This window comes from Nisaea acidiphila, assembly GCF_024662015.1.
Lineage (GTDB): Bacteria > Pseudomonadota > Alphaproteobacteria > Thalassobaculales > Thalassobaculaceae > Nisaea > Nisaea acidiphila.
In genome coordinates this window covers 2,659,301-2,674,061 of the sequence record NZ_CP102480.1, presented here as the reverse complement: position 1 = coordinate 2,674,061, position 14,761 = coordinate 2,659,301, and the positions used below count along the sequence as shown (strand labels likewise).

General features: G+C 65.2%; 16 protein-coding genes. 10 read left to right on the top strand and 6 right to left on the bottom strand.

Going from position 1 to position 14,761, the window contains the following annotated elements; translation table 11 throughout:
- Nucleotides 1–79 precede the first annotated feature (79 nt).
- Nucleotides 80–1,333 carry an amino acid ABC transporter substrate-binding protein gene (locus NUH88_RS12400; protein ID WP_257766724.1) on the bottom strand — a complete coding sequence of 418 codons (1,254 nt, stop codon included), beginning with the start codon at nucleotides 1,331–1,333 and terminating at the stop codon, nucleotides 80–82.
- A gap of 160 nt (nucleotides 1,334–1,493) precedes the next feature.
- Nucleotides 1,494–2,327 carry a nitroreductase family protein gene (locus tag NUH88_RS12395; protein WP_257766723.1) on the bottom strand — a complete coding sequence of 278 codons (834 nt, stop codon included), beginning with the start codon at nucleotides 2,325–2,327 and terminating at the stop codon, nucleotides 1,494–1,496.
- Between the two features lie 181 nt (nucleotides 2,328–2,508).
- Here NUH88_RS12395 and NUH88_RS12390 point away from each other — a divergent pair, with 181 nt between their 5' ends.
- The 10 genes from NUH88_RS12390 (at nucleotide 2,509) to NUH88_RS12345 (ending at nucleotide 11,287) form a co-directional block, all read left to right on the top strand.
- The gene (locus NUH88_RS12390; protein ID WP_257766722.1) at nucleotides 2,509–2,715 is read left to right on the top strand and encodes a hypothetical protein; all 207 of its coding nucleotides are present in this window, start codon (nucleotides 2,509–2,511) and stop codon (nucleotides 2,713–2,715) included.
- A gap of 64 nt (nucleotides 2,716–2,779) precedes the next feature.
- Nucleotides 2,780–4,204, top strand: coding sequence for an amidohydrolase family protein (locus NUH88_RS12385; protein WP_257766721.1), 1,425 nt, complete (start codon nucleotides 2,780–2,782; stop codon nucleotides 4,202–4,204).
- A gap of 93 nt (nucleotides 4,205–4,297) precedes the next feature.
- The gene (locus NUH88_RS12380) at nucleotides 4,298–5,032 is read left to right on the top strand and encodes a succinate dehydrogenase/fumarate reductase iron-sulfur subunit (protein ID WP_257766720.1); all 735 of its coding nucleotides are present in this window, start codon (nucleotides 4,298–4,300) and stop codon (nucleotides 5,030–5,032) included.
- A complete protein-coding gene (locus NUH88_RS12375) occupies nucleotides 5,032–5,361 on the top strand; it encodes a succinate dehydrogenase (RefSeq protein WP_257766719.1) in 330 nt (109 codons plus the stop codon). The genes NUH88_RS12380 and NUH88_RS12375 overlap by 1 nt, the downstream gene beginning before the upstream one ends.
- Nucleotides 5,358–5,699 carry a succinate dehydrogenase/fumarate reductase transmembrane subunit gene (locus NUH88_RS12370; protein ID WP_257766718.1) on the top strand — a complete coding sequence of 114 codons (342 nt, stop codon included), beginning with the start codon at nucleotides 5,358–5,360 and terminating at the stop codon, nucleotides 5,697–5,699. Before NUH88_RS12375 ends, NUH88_RS12370 begins: the two co-directional genes overlap by 4 nt.
- The gene (locus NUH88_RS12365; RefSeq protein WP_257766717.1) at nucleotides 5,696–7,450 is read left to right on the top strand and encodes an L-aspartate oxidase; all 1,755 of its coding nucleotides are present in this window, start codon (nucleotides 5,696–5,698) and stop codon (nucleotides 7,448–7,450) included. The genes NUH88_RS12370 and NUH88_RS12365 overlap by 4 nt, the downstream gene beginning before the upstream one ends.
- A gap of 114 nt (nucleotides 7,451–7,564) precedes the next feature.
- Entirely contained in the window at nucleotides 7,565–8,851 is a 1,287-nt protein-coding gene (locus NUH88_RS12360; protein WP_257766716.1) for a DUF3422 family protein, read from the top strand.
- 91 nt (nucleotides 8,852–8,942) lie between these two features.
- The gene (locus NUH88_RS12355; protein WP_257772318.1) at nucleotides 8,943–9,548 is read left to right on the top strand and encodes a hypothetical protein; all 606 of its coding nucleotides are present in this window, start codon (nucleotides 8,943–8,945) and stop codon (nucleotides 9,546–9,548) included.
- 135 nt (nucleotides 9,549–9,683) lie between these two features.
- Entirely contained in the window at nucleotides 9,684–10,646 is a 963-nt protein-coding gene (locus tag NUH88_RS12350; RefSeq protein ID WP_257766715.1) for a fumarate hydratase, read from the top strand.
- Nucleotides 10,610–11,287, top strand: coding sequence for a fumarate hydratase C-terminal domain-containing protein (locus tag NUH88_RS12345; RefSeq protein WP_257766714.1), 678 nt, complete (start codon nucleotides 10,610–10,612; stop codon nucleotides 11,285–11,287). Before NUH88_RS12350 ends, NUH88_RS12345 begins: the two co-directional genes overlap by 37 nt.
- 55 nt (nucleotides 11,288–11,342) lie before the next feature.
- Here NUH88_RS12345 and NUH88_RS12340 read toward each other — a convergent pair whose 3' ends face one another.
- The 4 genes from NUH88_RS12340 to NUH88_RS12325 all read right to left on the bottom strand — a co-directional run bounded on the left by NUH88_RS12340 (nucleotide 11,343) and on the right by NUH88_RS12325 (nucleotide 14,746).
- Complete coding sequence (locus tag NUH88_RS12340) at nucleotides 11,343–11,690, bottom strand: hypothetical protein (protein WP_257766713.1); 348 nt, start codon at nucleotides 11,688–11,690, stop codon at nucleotides 11,343–11,345.
- A gap of 474 nt (nucleotides 11,691–12,164) precedes the next feature.
- Nucleotides 12,165–12,614, bottom strand: coding sequence for a winged helix-turn-helix transcriptional regulator (locus tag NUH88_RS12335; protein ID WP_257766712.1), 450 nt, complete (start codon nucleotides 12,612–12,614; stop codon nucleotides 12,165–12,167).
- A 586-nt stretch (nucleotides 12,615–13,200) separates the two neighbouring features.
- Nucleotides 13,201–14,256 (bottom strand): Gfo/Idh/MocA family protein, encoded by a 1,056-nt coding sequence (locus NUH88_RS12330; protein WP_257766711.1) that lies wholly within the window; start codon nucleotides 14,254–14,256, stop codon nucleotides 13,201–13,203.
- Nucleotides 14,257–14,449: 193 nt separating this feature from the next.
- The gene (locus NUH88_RS12325) at nucleotides 14,450–14,746 is read right to left on the bottom strand and encodes a YciI family protein (RefSeq protein ID WP_257766710.1); all 297 of its coding nucleotides are present in this window, start codon (nucleotides 14,744–14,746) and stop codon (nucleotides 14,450–14,452) included.
- Nucleotides 14,747–14,761 lie beyond the last annotated feature (15 nt).

Genomic DNA, 14,761 nt, shown 5'->3' with positions numbered 1-14,761 from the left:
GGACGCGCCGCACGCGTCCGACGGATAGGAAACGGCAGAAGAGCGAAGCCCTTCCGCCGTTCCCCTCTCGGTTAGGCGATCAGTATTTCGGCTGACGCGGATGACGCGCTTTGGAGGAGGCCCATTTCACCGGGGCAACCACCTTGTATTCGCCGTCCTGGATCTGACGCAGCACCATCGGCTTGGCGATGTTGTTGCCTTCCGGCGAGAACTTGATGCCGCCATAGAAGGTCGTCATGTTCGTATCCGCGATCGCGTCCCGCAGCGCTTCGGTATCGAAGCTGTTGGCGCGCTCGAACGCGTCCTTCCAGACCATGACCGCGGCCGTCGCCTGTGCCGACTGGTACGGCACGGTCTTGTAGCCCTCGAAGGTCTTCTTGAAGAGCGCGTCGTACTCGGCAGCGGTCCCGAACAGGTCGTCCTTGTAGCTGAGCGTCTCGGCCCATTGGGTGGGGCAGAGAAGACCTTCCATTGCATCGGCGCCGTATTTCTCGACCACCTTCGCCGCCTCGCAGTGGGTCATGGCGATCATCGGCGTACTGATTTTCAGCTCCGAGATCTGGCGACCCGCGGTGGCGGCCCCTTTGGAGTGGCCGGAGACGACCAGCAGGTCCGGCTTCAGCGCCTTGACCTTGGTCAGAGTCGAGGTCATGTCAGAAAGATCGCGCGGCAGCTTGTCGTCGATCACGATCTTCATGTCGTATTTCGCCGCGTCTTCGACCACGCCGGCCCGCACGTCGAGCGAGAACGGATCGTTCTCAAACGCCATCGCGACTTTCACGTCGGAGGCTTTCTTGCCGTTCTGCTCCGCGATCTCGGCCGCGAGCGCGATCGAGCTCGCGAGATACTGCTCGGAGGTCGAGAGCACGGCGAAGAGGTAGCGGTAGCCCTGGGTAAAGAGCGAACGCGAGGCGCCTTCGGCTTCCACCATCGGAATCTTGTATTTCTCGGTGACCGGCGCGATCGCCTTGGTCAGGCCGGAACTGTACGGGCCAAGCATATATTTGACGCCGTCCTGATTGATCAGGCGCTCGGCGAGCTGGGCACCGCGGGCCGGCGTCGACTCATCATCGTAATAGACGACTTTGAACTTGTAGCTCTTGCCGCCGACGGTCACGCCACCATTGTCGTTGATCATCTTCACGCCGAGCTCATAGCCGTTCTGCGCGTGAATGCCGTTGGTCGAGTACTTCCCGGTCAGCGAGATCGCCGAACCCAGGATGATCGTGTCACCGTCGACCTTCGCTTCGGCCGGAGCCGCGGCGAGACCGAGCGATGCTGTCAGAGCGGCCGCAATGGCAGCGGCGCGCAGTTCCGTTTTCACGAAATGCATCTAGTTCCTCCCTTGTCATCCAGGGAGACCGCAGGCCCGTGCCCGAACCGCATTTTTTGTTTTTCTCGCGGCGCGGTATCCCCGACGGGAAAAACGTTAGGAAATCCGCGTATCCAACGCCAGCCCTTTTTCCGGGATGCGCGAAAGCGGAAATGCTTGCTCACTCAAGATTGAATCCTTGGCTGCGTAAATATTTGGCCAATTGCATGCGCTCCGGCTTGGAAACTTGTCGCGCCTTGTCCTCCGACCAGCCGTAATCTTGCGCCAGCCCGTATTCATCGACCAATCTCTGCTTTTCGTCCGGGATCCGGTAGCGCGCGCTGCGGCGCGCATCATATCCGGCGACCTCCGCCTCCAGCCCGCTGTCGTCGTAGCGATCAGTATGCACCATCACCCTCGGCGGCAGGCGGAGGCTGATATGGCCTTCGCCGGCGGGCCAGCCGAGGCAGAAGCCGCAGAGCGGGAAGACATGCTCCGGCAGTTCGAGCAGCTCGGAGACCGTCTCGATGTGATTGCGCACCACGCTGATCGGGCAACATCCGAGCCCGACGGATTCCGCGGCCCGGATGAAGTTCATCAGGACCAGACCCGCATCGACCGCCGCGTTCAGAACCGAGTCCAGGTGATCGTTGGCGAAGGGCGTTCCGCGCATCTCGGAGATCCGCCGGATCCGCCGGTTGTCGGCCAGAAAGACCATGAAGACCGGCGCCTCGGCGATCCAGGGCATGGCCGGCATCAGGGCCTCGATCTTCTTCCGCTTTTCCGTGTCGCGGACGATCAGGATTCCGGATTGCTGCAGGTCCGATTTCGCCGGTGCCGAGAAAGCCGCGGACAGCAGCACTTCCAGCAGATTCTCCGGAACCGGATCCGGCTTGTAGCGGCGGTGCGACCGGTGGCCGAGAATGTTCGCGAGATCGCCTTCAGCCGGCATGTCCCGGCCGGCCTCCGTCTCCAGACCGAAACGGTCCTCGATCAGATCGGCAATGGTTTTCATGAGCGCGGAGTCCCTTCAGATGAGCCGAGAGCGAGACTAGGCGCAGAGGCCTCCGCGCCGCAACCACCGGTGTCGCACGGGGCGGTTCACGAAGGAGGGGCCATTCCTTGACTCAACCCGTGATTTGGTGAGGAAATAGCTCTGCCCAGTAACGGGGGAATCTCACAGAAGGAGAGACATTTTGTCCAACGAACCGGATTTCGAGAACAGAAACCGCGGTTCCGTCCTGCAACGTCTTGGCATGCAGGAGCTTGAAAAATTTCACTTTTCCGAAAAAACAGATGGTTCGGACGAAAGGCGTCGCGAGCCGGTCTCGGAAACCGCCTGCCCGGAACATCCTCTCGGCCAGGATCTTTTCTTTGTGCTCTGGAATTCCCACCGGTCATAATGGCGACGGCGTCCGCAGTGGCGCGTTCGTAAATTAACTTCCGGTTGCGCACAGCAAGACATTGATGCATCCACTTTTGATCGAAGGCGGCATAGTCGTCACACTCGATGCGGAACGCCGCGTTCTGGAAGGCGCGAGCGTCCTGATCCGCGATGGGCGCATTGCCGATATCGGCACCGATTTGCATGCGCCGGAGGATGCGGAACGGATCGACGCCTCCGGCATGCTGGTGCTGCCCGGCCTGATCGACGCTCATGCCCATGCCGGCCATGCGCTGGTGAAAACGCTGGCGAGCGACGACAGCCAGGGCTGGTTCGATGCCTGCAAGCAGATCTACACGCGCGGCTCAGACGCTGATTTCTGGGGCGCGGACGCCGCGCTCTTCGCGCTGGAGCGGATCAAAGCCGGCGTCACCACGGGAGTATCGATGCTCGGCGGCGGCGACAGCATCAGCCGGACCGACCATCCGGGCCATGCCGCGGCCCATTGCGAGGCCATCTCCGCGGCCGGCACCCGCGCCGTCGTCGCGGTCGGCTGCAACCGTCCGCCCTTCCCCTGGATCTATAAGGACTGGGACACCGGCACGAACCGGGAAATCGGCTTCGAGCGTCAGCTTGAGGTCAGCAGAGCGCTGGCCGACAGATGGAACGGCGGCGCCGACGGGCGCCTCTCCGTCGCCCTCACCTATCCCGTCAGCCACGAAAAGCAGGCACTTCCCGACGGCGTCACGCCCGAGCAGGTCACGGACGATGCCCGCCAGGTGCGCGCCCTTTCGCGCGAGCTCGGGCTGCGTTTCACCCAGGACGGCCACCGCGAGGGCAGCATCGCCTATGCCCACCGGGAACAGGGCATCCTCGGACCGGATGCCTACCTTTCCCACTGCACGAACCTGACGGAAGCGGATATCGCGGCGCTCCGCGAGAGCGGCGCCAGCGTCGTCCATAATCCCTCTGCCATCGCCTCGGTGCGCGGCCGCTGTCCGACGCCGGAACTGATCGATCTCGGCGTCACCGTGGCCATCGGCTCGGACGCGCCGGCGCCGGACCGTTCCGGCGACATGTTCCGGCACATGCAGCAGGCGATGCATTACCACCGCCGCCATTTCCGCGACGATCAGATCCTGCCGCCCGGCAAGGCGCTGGAGATGGTCACCATCGACGCCGCGAAGGCCATCGGCATGGAGACGGAAATCGGCTCGCTCGAAACCGGCAAGAAGGCCGACATCGTGCTGCTCGACCTCAGGAAACCACATCTGGTGCCGGCCAACATGCCGCTGCACCGGGCGATCTATTTCGCCAACGCCGCCGACATCGACACCACCATCGTCGACGGCCGCATCCTGATGCGCGGCCGCAAGGTGCTGAGCCTCGACGAGGACGCGGTGCTGGACGCGGCCGACGCCGCCATCGCCAAGGCGCTGGAGCGCACCGGCCTTCAGCATCTGCTGGAAACCCGGCCCGGTTTCTGGGGCCAAAGCCGCTACAGCTAGGCGCCGGGGCCGAACCGGACTTTTTCCACGCCCGCCCCTTTCCGCCACTCCGAATAGGCGCCACACTCCATCCCAAAGCTAAGGAGTGGTGGCATGCAAGACACCGCCGATACGGAGGAAATGCTGGAGGTCGAGATCTGGCGCGGGGCCGAGGACGGCGCGCTCCGGACCTATCGCGTGCCTCGCCAGGCAAGCCAGACCGTGCTGGACGTGGTGACCTGGGTGCAGCGGAACGCCGAGCCCGCGCTGGCCTACCGTTTCGCCTGCCGGGTCGGGATGTGCGGCTCCTGCGCTATGCAGGTGAACGGCAAGCCGCGCTGGACCTGCCGGACCCATGTGGCGAAAGTCGCCGAGAGCGGCAAACTCCGCATCGAGCCGCTCGCCAATCTCCCGAAGATCAAGGATCTCGCGACCGACATGGCGCCCTTCTTCGAGAAGTGGCAGGACGCCCGCGGCCGGCACGAACCGACCCGGACAAGGCACGAGCCGATGGCACCGGTTTCGCCGGAAAGCCCGGCCCGCACCGCGGCCGATGCCGGGATCGAATGCATCAATTGCGCGGTCTGCTACGCCGCCTGCGACGTCGTCAGCTGGGACGAGAGCTATCTCGGGCCCGCCGCCCTCAACCGGGCCTGGACGCTCGCCAATGACGAGCGCGACGCGGACAGCTCCTCGGTGCTGCGCGCGGTCTCGGAAAGCGGCGGCTGCCATTCCTGCCACAGCCACGGAAGCTGCGTCGAGCATTGCCCGGTCGGGATCAACCCGACCGCCGGGATCGCCGGGCTGAAGCGGATGACGCTCGCCGCGCTCATGCGGGGAGAGCTCTGATGCTGGAGGCGCGGCTCTATTTGCTGCAGCGCGCAAGCGCCATGCTGCTGGCGCCGCTGGTGCTGGTGCATCTCGGCCTGATCCTCTACGCCGTCGAGGGCGGGCTCTCGGCGGGCGAGATCCTCGGCCGGACGAAAGGCAACCTCTTCTGGGCCGGCTTCTACGGCCTCTTCGTGCTTGCGGCATCGCTGCATGCGCCGATCGGGCTGCGCAACATTCTCCGCGAATGGACCCGCTGGCGCGGCCGCTCCCTCGATCTCGCGACAGGCGGTTTCGCCCTGCTGCTGCTCGCGCTCGGCCTCCGCGCCATCTGGGCGGTGACGGCATGATCCGGGCCTCGCGCAATCATCCCGGCTGGTGGGCGGCGCTCGGGCACCGGCTGTCCGGCCTCGCCCTCGCTCTTTTCCTGCCGGCGCATTTCCTCGTTCTCGGTCTCGCGCTGGAGGGCGGCGACGCGCTCGACGGCATGCTCGTCTGGACCGACCGGCCGCTGGTGAAGGTGGCCGAGTGGGGCCTCGTCATGCTGCTGACCCTGCATCTCGGGTTCGGGCTGCGCGTTCTGGCGCTTGAGTTCCTGCCCTGGCGCGACCCGCTTAAAATGCTGATCTCCCTCGGCGCCGGCGCTTCCGTGCTGGCCGGCCTTGTCTTCTGGATCATGGTCGCATGAGCCGCGAGATCGATACCCTCCGCACCGACATCCTGATCATCGGCTCCGGCGGGGCCGGGCTGATGGCGGCCCTGCACGCGCTGCAGGCCGATCCGGAGCTCGACGTCACCATCGCGGTGAAGGGGCTGATCGGCAAATGCGGCTGCACCCGCATGGTGCAGGGCGGCTACAACGTCGCGCTCGCGCCCGGCGACAGCGTCGAGCGGCACTTCATGGACACCATCGTCGGCGGCAAGTGGCTGCCGCGCCAGGACCTCGCCTGGAAGCTGGTGGAGAAGGCGGTCGAACGGATCCACGAGCTGGAGAACGAGCTCGGCTGCTTCTTCGACCGCAATCCGGACGGCTCGCTGCACCAGAAGGCCTTCGCCGGGCAGAGCTTCGACCGCACCGTGCACAAGGGCGACCTCACCGGCATCGAGATCGTCAACCGGCTGATGGAACAGGTCTGGGCCCGCGGCGTGAACAAGCTGGAGGAGCACCGGGCGATCGAGCTGGTCCCGGCACGCGACGGCAGCGGCATCGCCGGCGTGCTGCTGATCGACATGCGCACGGGCCGCTACCGCTATGTCGAGGCCAAGGCCGTGCTGCTCGCGAGCGGCGGCGGGCCGACCATGTATCTCTACCACACGCCCTCCGGCGACAAGGCCTGCGACGGCATGGGCATGGCACTCCGCCGCGGCCTGCCGCTGCGCGACATGGAGATGGTGCAGTTCCACCCGACGGGCCTCCTCGCCGGGACCGACACGCGGATGACCGGCACGGTTCTGGAGGAGGGGCTGCGCGGCGCCGGCGGCTATCTTCTCAACGGCGACGGCGAGCGCTTCATGACCCGCTACCATGCCCATGGCGAGCGGGCGACCCGGGACATCGTCAGCCGCGCGATCTATGCCGAGATGCGGGACGGAAATACGACGCCGAACGGCGGGGTTTATATCGAGATGGCGCATCTTGGGCCCGACAGCGTCCGCCAGCGTTTCAAAGGCATGGTCGAGCGCTGCGCCGATTGCGGCTTCGATCTCGCGGGCGGCCGCGTCGAGGTGGTGCCGACGGCGCATTACATGATGGGCGGCGTCGAGTTCGAGCTGGATTGCGCCACCGCCCTGCCCGGCCTCTTCGCCGCCGGCGAGGATTGCGGCGGCGTGCACGGCGCGAACCGGCTCGGCGGCAACGGGGTCGCGAACTCCACCGTCTTCGGCGGCATCGCGGGCGAGAGCATGGCGGCCTTCGTGAAGGCGGGTGCAAGCTGGAAGGAGGCGGACCGGAACGTGATCGAGTCAGGGCTCGACCGCGCGGAGCGGCCCTTCGCGGCCGGCGGCGGCGACCTTTCCGACCTGCGCGAGCGGCTCTGGCGGCTGATGTGGGACAAGGTCGGCATCCTGCGCGACCGGACCGGATTGGCGGAGGCGATGACAGGGCTCGGCGATCTTCGCGCCGAACTGCACGAGACCGGCCTCGCCGACGGCGACCGCAGCTTCAATCTCACCTGGCACGACTGGATGAACCTCGAAAGCCAGATCGATATCGGCACGGTCATCGCATCGGCGGCGCTCGGCCGCGAGGACAGCCGCGGCGCGCATTACCGCGAGGATTTCCCTGAGACCGGATCGCTGGAGGAGACGCGCTTCACCCGCGTGACGCAGAGCGAGGCCGGTCTGGCGCTGGACATGGTGCCGGTCGACTTCTCCGTCGTCGCGCCGGGCCAGTCGCTGATCGAGGACGAGGCGGGGGCGCCGCCCACGGCAGCGGAATGAGTCCGGCGGAATAGACGCGACCGGATGAGCGCGGCAAGGTGCCTCATTGGGGAACGCGCCGCGAAACTGTAAGGGAGATCGGGACCGGTCCTGCTCCGACGGAGGGCACGAGACGTGAAATTTCATCCCGAACGGGATCAGCTGACCCTGGAACTGCACGCCCGCCCGATCCGGCCGGCGAAAGCGCCCCTGCGCATAAGCCACCTCGCCTTCGGCACCGGCGAGCATGGCGGCGAGCGCGATTTCGAGGATCTGGTCGCGCTCTGCCGCAAGTACGGCAAGCCCGAGCCCTCCTCCGAAATGAAGCATTTCACCGCCAATCTCGGCCCCTTCACCGTCAAGTGGGAACGCCATACCGAGTTCTCGACCTACACCTTCCTGCGCTCCGAGACCTTCGATGCGCCCTTCGAGGAGACCGTCTTCAACCTGCTGCCGGCGGACTGGAAGGAAGCCAAGTTCGGCGAGGTCCTGGTCGCGGTCCATCTCGCGGTCTCCGACGGTATCGACGCGCCGCTCGACACGGGCCGGCTCTCGCGCTGGTTCGACGGCAACGAGGTCTTCGCCAACCTCATGGAGAAGGAGCGGGTCGAGATCTACGGCGATCTGCGCACCCATGACGACGGGTTCGACCGGATGTATCTGCGCGCCGGCGACCTCGGCCCCGAACTGCTCGGGCAGACCGTGCAGCGCGTGCTGGAGCTCGCGACCTACTGGCGCCTCTCCCTGCTCTCCCTGCCGATCGCCCGCGCTTCCAGCCCGAAGCTGGAACGGATCGAGCGCGGGCTCGCCAAGATCGCCGCGGAGCTGGCCGAAGGCGATCCCGAACGCTCCGACGAGAGCCTGCTCGACCCGCTGGCCCAGCTCTCCGCCGAGCTGGAGACCATCATCGCGGATTCGAGCTACCGCTACCGCGCCAGCACGGCCTATTTCGAGATCGTCGAAAGCCGGTTGCGCCAGCTCGGCGCGATCAGCTTCAACGGCTATATCCATCTCTTCGACTATCTGATGCGGCGGATCGATCCCGCGCTGCGCACCTGCTGGTCGGTGCAGAGCCGTCAGGAGGCGATCTCGAAACGCGCCTCGCGCCTCTCCAGCCTGCTGCGCACCGGGATCGAGGTGAAGGTCGAGCGGCAGAACCGCGACCTGCTCGACAGCATGAACCGCCGCGCCGCCCAGTCGCTCGCGATCCAGCGCACGGTCGAGGGGCTCTCCGTGGTGGCGATCAGCTATTACGCGGTGAACCTGCTGAAATACCTGCTCGACGGAATGGTGAAGACGGGTCTGGTCAAGCTCGACACGACCGTCGCCTCGGCGGCGCTGCTGCCGTTGCTTGTCGTCGCGCTCTGGTTCTTCCTGCACCGCCTGACCCGCCGTGCGCTGAAGAAACCGGACGGCAAATAGGCCACATTCACAAAACTTTACAGCGCCGCGCGACGGATCGCGGGCGCCGGGCCCGTTCTAGGGATCAGAACGATCGAACGGGACCGAACCCATGGCCACTGCCAGAACCCTTCTTCTCCGCATCGCCGCCGGACTGACGGCGATGCTCCTCACCGTCGCGGCCGCCGAGGCGCTTGCCGCCTCCGGCCCGGGACATCCGCCGGGCAAGCCGCCCCAGCACGGCAAGAGCCCCGAGCCCGCCTTCGACCTCAGGCCCGGCTTCTGCGCCAGCTATCCCGAGTTCCACATGATGCGGCACCCCCATCACGGCGGTTTCGGCTATTTCCGCATGGATGCAGGCCGCTGCCTCTGGATCGAGGGGCCGCCGAGCCCGCAGAGGCTGAGCCGCCATGCGCCGAAAGCGGCGCCGGTGATCCCGGTCACGCCTGTCACGCCGGCCGTGGCCAAGGAAGCGCCCTATTGCCGGGAATACCAGGACCGCATCCGCGTCGGCGGCGCGGAGGTCGATGCTTACGGCACGGCCTGCCTGATGCCGGACGGCGACTGGAAGATCCGCCAGGGCAAGCTGCCCGCGAAGAGCGACTATTGCCGCGAGTTCCAGCGCAGCGTGACGGTCGGTCCAGCCGAGCAGGTCCAGACCGGCACCGCGTGCCTCCGCCCGGGCGAGGTCTGGGAGATCGTGAGCACGAAACCCTGACGCCCCACTCCGTTTCCGAGGTTCACCGGCGCCCTCCCGACACGGCTCCTTTTCCGGATCTCCCCTTCCCCAACTCTCCGGAAAGCAGCTAGGCTTCTCCCCAGCCAGGCCTCGTGTCTAAAGGGAGGAGCGCCGGTGATCGCAAAAGAAGCAGTCGAACAGGCTGCCTACGAGATCATGTTCAAGGCCGGGATCGATATCCCCGACGATTATCTCGCGGGCATCAAACAGATGGCCTCGGCGGAGGATGGCGACCTTTCCGCCTTCGTGCTCGAGGCCATGCTGGAGAATTACGAGGCGGCGAAGGAAGACCGCCGGCCGATGTGCGCCGATACCGGCGTGCCGCGCTACTACGTGAAGGCGGGCAACGAGGCCAAACTGGAAGGCGGGTTTATAGCCCTCGAGGAGGCGCTCCGCAGCGCCACCGCGCGGGCCACCCACGACATTCCGCTCCGCCCCAACCGGGTCCATCCGCTCTGGCGCACCGATCACAACAACAATGTCGGCATCAACGCGCCCGAGATCGAATACAGCTTCGAGCCGGACGCGGACTGGGTCGACATCACCACGGTGCACAAGGGCGGGCTCTTCGGCACCGACTACCGCATGCTCTTCCCCGGCGACGGGATCGACGGCATCAAGCGCTTCTTCCTCGACGGCATGATCGCCTTCGGAAAAAGGGGCCTCGCCTGCCAGCCGGCGATCGTCGGCGTCGGGCTGGGCGGCTCCAAGGATACCTGCATGGTGCTCGGCAAGCAGGCCGCGTGCCTGCGCACCGTCGGAGACCGCAACCCGGACCCGAAGATCGCCGAGCTGGAGCTGGAGCTGCAGGAACTCGGCAATAGCATCGGCATGGGCGCGATGGGCTTCGTCGGCAAGAGCATGGTGGTCGATTGCCATATCGAGGTCGGCTATACCCATACAGGCGGCATGCCGATGAGCCTGCACGCCTTCTGCCTCTCCTCGCGCCGCGCCACCGTGCGCCTCCATGCCGACGGCCGGACGGAATTCCGCACCGACCCGAACTGGTTCACCCCCTATATGCGACGGGAGAGTGTCTCATGGGAAATGCCCGCGAGCGCAAAACGGTCCGCCTGAAGACCCCGGTCACGGACGCGGATCTGGCCGGGCTGGAACTCGGCGACGTGGTCTATCTCGACGGCCTGATCTATACGGCGCGCGAGGGCGTCTACAGACGAATGCTCGAGAATGGCGAGACGCCGCCCGCCCCCTTCGCGGAGATCGGCAACGTCAATTTCCACTGCTCCCCCGCCGCGGCCCAGCAGGAGGACGGCAGCCTGAAGGTCAGCGCCGTCACCGCCACCGCCAGCTTCCGCTTCTCGAGATGGATGAAGGACTGGTTCGCCGCCTCCGGCGCCAAGCTGATCGTCGGCAAGGGCGGTATGTCGGAGGAGGATTACAAGGCCCTCTTCGTGCCCGCCGGCGCGGTCTATCTCACCACCGTCGGCTACGGCACCGGCGCGCTCTTGGGACGCGGCATCAATCAGGTTCGCGCGGCCCACTGGCTCGACGAACTCGGCATCGCCCAGGCGATGTGGGTGCTGGAGGTGGAAAAGTTCGGCCCGCTGCTGGTCGAGAGCGACCTCCAAGGCAACTCGCTCTTCGAGCGCAACAACCGCGAGATCAATGCCGGGATCGAGAAACTCTACGAGGGGCTGAAGAAGCCGTCGCTGCAGCGGTATGGGGAGACGGACGATCGGGAGCAGGAGCTGATTTGAGGAGCATCGTGCCGATCCAAGCCAATCACGGCGCAATTGGCTTGACCAAATATCACTACGGCCAACCGTCAAGTATCCAGAGAATTGCCGACCCAGACGCCAAAATTCCACTTGGAATCCGCAGCCACGGATTGGGCGCCTTGATCCCGTCGCCCGGCTTTGGAAAAAAGAAGTAGTCGAAGGCCATTGCAATCACGACCAGTAAAGCACAGCTCCCCGCCATGGAGCCTTGCCATTTAGGGCACGAAAGTCCGACGGCAAACGCAGCGATCCCCAGCGCCAACACAATCGGTCCAAGCCATCCGAATGAAAAAAAATCTTTCCTTAATCGAGAGCACTCCCACCCAAAAAACTTCCGAGCTGCATTTTCCTCATCACTTTCGGACGCCCCTGTTTTCGACACGGCGGCTCCTCCATCAATTGCCGAAGGCTGAACTATGGAGGACGCGTCGGCCGGCACCAACCGTCATCCATACAAAAGTCCGATTTGAGGGAAACAAGCGCGAATTCAGCGAATTCAGGGGACACATCACTTAATTTCCCGCACTTTCCACCCATAATCCCGACGAACGTCGGGATCCACTGGGGACGGGAGTGACGCGTCAGAGAATGGATCCCGGATCGGAGTCCGGGACGGCGACTTTCGAGGGTGAAACGAGGGGACATCTCACTCCCCCAAACTCATGTCGTCATCCCCATGCAAATGGGGACCCAGGGAAGACGGGTGACGCTCTACGCTCCCTGGGTCCCCGCGTTTGCGGGAATGACGACAGATTGGAATGGGATGGAAGAAGCAATCACTGGGAGTTAAGGGGACGAGTTAAGGGGACACACAACTCAATTCCGCGCCCTCGGCGGCCCGTTCCTTCGGTTCGGCTCAGTCCTCCGCCCCGTTCACCGGTTCGGGCTGAATCGGCGCAAGTTCACCGGACCGCACCCTCGCCTCCATGCCCGGCCTGTCCTCCTTCAGTCTGTTCAGCACGCCCTTGCGGGCGAAAGGCCGCGCGTCGTATTTGCCGCTCCAGAGAATGATGTCGAACAGGATCGGCGCCAGATCGCGGCCCTTGTCCGTCAGGTGGTAGAGATAGCTGCGGCCGCTGTCCGGGTCGCGTGACTTCGCGACGATCCCCTGGGCCTCGAACTGCTTCAGGCGGGCGGCGAGGATGTTGGTGGAGATGCCCTCGCCCCCTTCGAGGAAATCCCCGTAGGTTTTCTTGCCGTGCAGCATCATGTCGCGGATGATCAGCAGGCTCCAGCGATCCCCGAAAATATCGAGACCGAAGGCGACCGGACATCCGCTCGTGCGGAGCTTGTTCGTGTTTTCCATGGACCCAATTTAGGAAAATCACTTGCAAAAAGCAAGTTGTCGTTCTATCTGATTTTTACTTGCAAAAGACAAGTTTTTTTCCTTCGCCGCAGAAACGGGAGCACCCGCCATGGACGACCGCGTACCCAGTCCGGAAAATATCGAGACGACGTTCGAACAGCGCCTGAGGTTCAGGGGCGCGTCGGCGGCCGGCGCGGCCGACATGCTCCGCTACCTCCGGTCGCGGGCTCCGTCGGTTCCGTCGCCGGACCGAACGAACGGACAGTGGGACCCCGGGGAGCAGGAAATGATGAGACACGCATTGTGACCGTCATCCCGACGGAGGTCGGGAACCACTGGCGACGGGAATGACGCGTCGGAGAGTGGATCCCGGATCGGGGTCCGGGACGGCGACTTTCGAGGGGGAACGAGGGCAATCACTTACCCCCCAGACCCAGGTCGTCATCCCCATGCAAATGGGGACCCAGGGAAGACGGGCTCGGCTCTATGCTCGCTGGGTCCCCGCTTTCGCGGGAATGACGACCAGTGGAAATGGGAAGGAAAGCGAGCCCATGGTAAAATACGCCTCAATCGATCGCTCACTCCCCTAAAGTCCCTCCAGCATCTCCGCGACCTCGACCACGCGCCCCTCTCTTGCCGCCGTCTTCACAGCGAGCAGCACGGCGAGCGTGCGGGCGCCGTCCTCGGCATCGATCACCGGCGGCTCGTCGCCGTCGATCACCTTCAGGAAATGCGCGAGCTGGTTCTCGTAGGTCTGGCTGCCGTCGAGCGGCAGGGTCTCGCGGAAGAGTTCGCTCTGCCAGTCGCCGCCGCCGGCCCCGTGATGCCAGTGTTCCATGGTCGGCACCTCGAGCGCGCCGTCGCGGCCGCCGATGAAGAGGTAGTTTTCCGGCTGGTGCGGGAAATAGAGCGCCTGGCCCGAGGTCCGCTCCCAGCTATAGGGCGAGGCGACCGCGTCGCTGATGGTGAAGCCGCCGAGCACGCCGCTCTCGAACTCGAAAGAGACACTCGCCGTATCCTCGACATCGAGGCCGCGCACCGCATTCGAGGTGAAGGCACTGACCCGGCTTATCTCGCCGAGGATGAAGCGCAGGCAGTCGATATCGTGGATCAGGTTGATCAAGAGCGTGCCGCCGCCCTCCTGCCGGCGCCAGGCGACGTCGAAATATTTGTCCGGCTTGTCGACCCAGGACATGCCGCTCACCGTCACGATGCGGCCGAGCCCGCCGCTCGCGACGGTCTCGCGGGCCAACCGGATATCGACGCTGTGGCGCCGGTGATGGCCGACAAGGACGGGGATCCCCGCCGCCTCGCTCGCCCTTGCCAGCTCGAACGCCTCCTTCAGGGTCGCCGCGACCGGTTTCTCCATCAGGCAAGGAATATCACGGGCGATGCAGGCGCGGCCCGCCGACAGGTGCAGGCCGGTCGGCAGGGCGACGACCGCGCCGCCGGGCCCGGTCTCGTCCAGCATCGTTTCGAGATCGTCGAAATGCGGGACGCCGAGGCTCGCCGCGTAGCCCCGCGCCGCCGGCGCCGGGTCGGCGATGCCGGCAAGCTCGGCCGCGTCCGAGGCCGCGATCAGCTTGCAATGCTCCTGCCCGATCAGGCCGGCCCCGGCCACCGCGATCCTTGTCTTCGCCATCCGTACCTCCCTTGCGGGACCGTCTTCGCGGCCCTTGCGCGGGATCAGTGTCGGGGATCGGCGGGGGATCGTCTATCGCTTCGACAGGGGGTTGGGATTGGATAAGCGCGTGGCGCGAACCCATACCCGGTCGTCATCCCCATGCAAATGGGGATGACGACCGTTAGGGTAAGAGGGGGGCGTGCGGTTCGCGTCAGCCCTGCAGCGCCTTGTCCCAGATCGTCTTCCGCCACGGGGTGACGATCACCGCCTCGAACACGCCGTTCAGGGCGAAGGGGTCGTTCTTGGCGAAATCCTCGGCCACCGCGCGGTCCTCGGTATCGAGGATCAAGAGGCTGCCGTCCATGCTCTCGTCCGCGCCGCCGAGGGTGGCGCCGCCGCAGAGGATAAGGTCCATCTTCGACTTCAGATACTCGACATGGGCCGGGCGGTGCTTCACGCGCTCCTCGAGCGCGCCGGGCTTGTCGCGGGCGATGACGGCATAAGGCATGGATGGGCTCCCTTG

What these genes read in the sequence shown, in the direction of transcription:
- NUH88_RS12400 (WP_257766724.1), bottom strand. Translation starts at nt 1,333, where the DNA reads ATGCATTTCGTGAAAACGGAACTGCGCGCCGCTGCCATTGCGGCCGCT.
- NUH88_RS12395 (WP_257766723.1), bottom strand. Translation starts at nt 2,327, where the DNA reads ATGAAAACCATTGCCGATCTGATCGAGGACCGTTTCGGTCTGGAGACG.
- NUH88_RS12385 (WP_257766721.1), top strand. Translation starts at nt 2,780, where the DNA reads ATGCATCCACTTTTGATCGAAGGCGGCATAGTCGTCACACTCGATGCG.
- NUH88_RS12380 (WP_257766720.1), top strand. Translation starts at nt 4,298, where the DNA reads ATGCAAGACACCGCCGATACGGAGGAAATGCTGGAGGTCGAGATCTGG.
- NUH88_RS12375 (WP_257766719.1), top strand. Translation starts at nt 5,032, where the DNA reads ATGCTGGAGGCGCGGCTCTATTTGCTGCAGCGCGCAAGCGCCATGCTG.
- NUH88_RS12370 (WP_257766718.1), top strand. Translation starts at nt 5,358, where the DNA reads ATGATCCGGGCCTCGCGCAATCATCCCGGCTGGTGGGCGGCGCTCGGG.
- NUH88_RS12365 (WP_257766717.1), top strand. Translation starts at nt 5,696, where the DNA reads ATGAGCCGCGAGATCGATACCCTCCGCACCGACATCCTGATCATCGGC.
- NUH88_RS12355 (WP_257772318.1), top strand. Translation starts at nt 8,943, where the DNA reads ATGGCCACTGCCAGAACCCTTCTTCTCCGCATCGCCGCCGGACTGACG.
- NUH88_RS12345 (WP_257766714.1), top strand. Translation starts at nt 10,610, where the DNA reads ATGGGAAATGCCCGCGAGCGCAAAACGGTCCGCCTGAAGACCCCGGTC.
- NUH88_RS12335 (WP_257766712.1), bottom strand. Translation starts at nt 12,614, where the DNA reads ATGGAAAACACGAACAAGCTCCGCACGAGCGGATGTCCGGTCGCCTTC.
- NUH88_RS12330 (WP_257766711.1), bottom strand. Translation starts at nt 14,256, where the DNA reads ATGGCGAAGACAAGGATCGCGGTGGCCGGGGCCGGCCTGATCGGGCAG.
- NUH88_RS12325 (WP_257766710.1), bottom strand. Translation starts at nt 14,746, where the DNA reads ATGCCTTATGCCGTCATCGCCCGCGACAAGCCCGGCGCGCTCGAGGAG.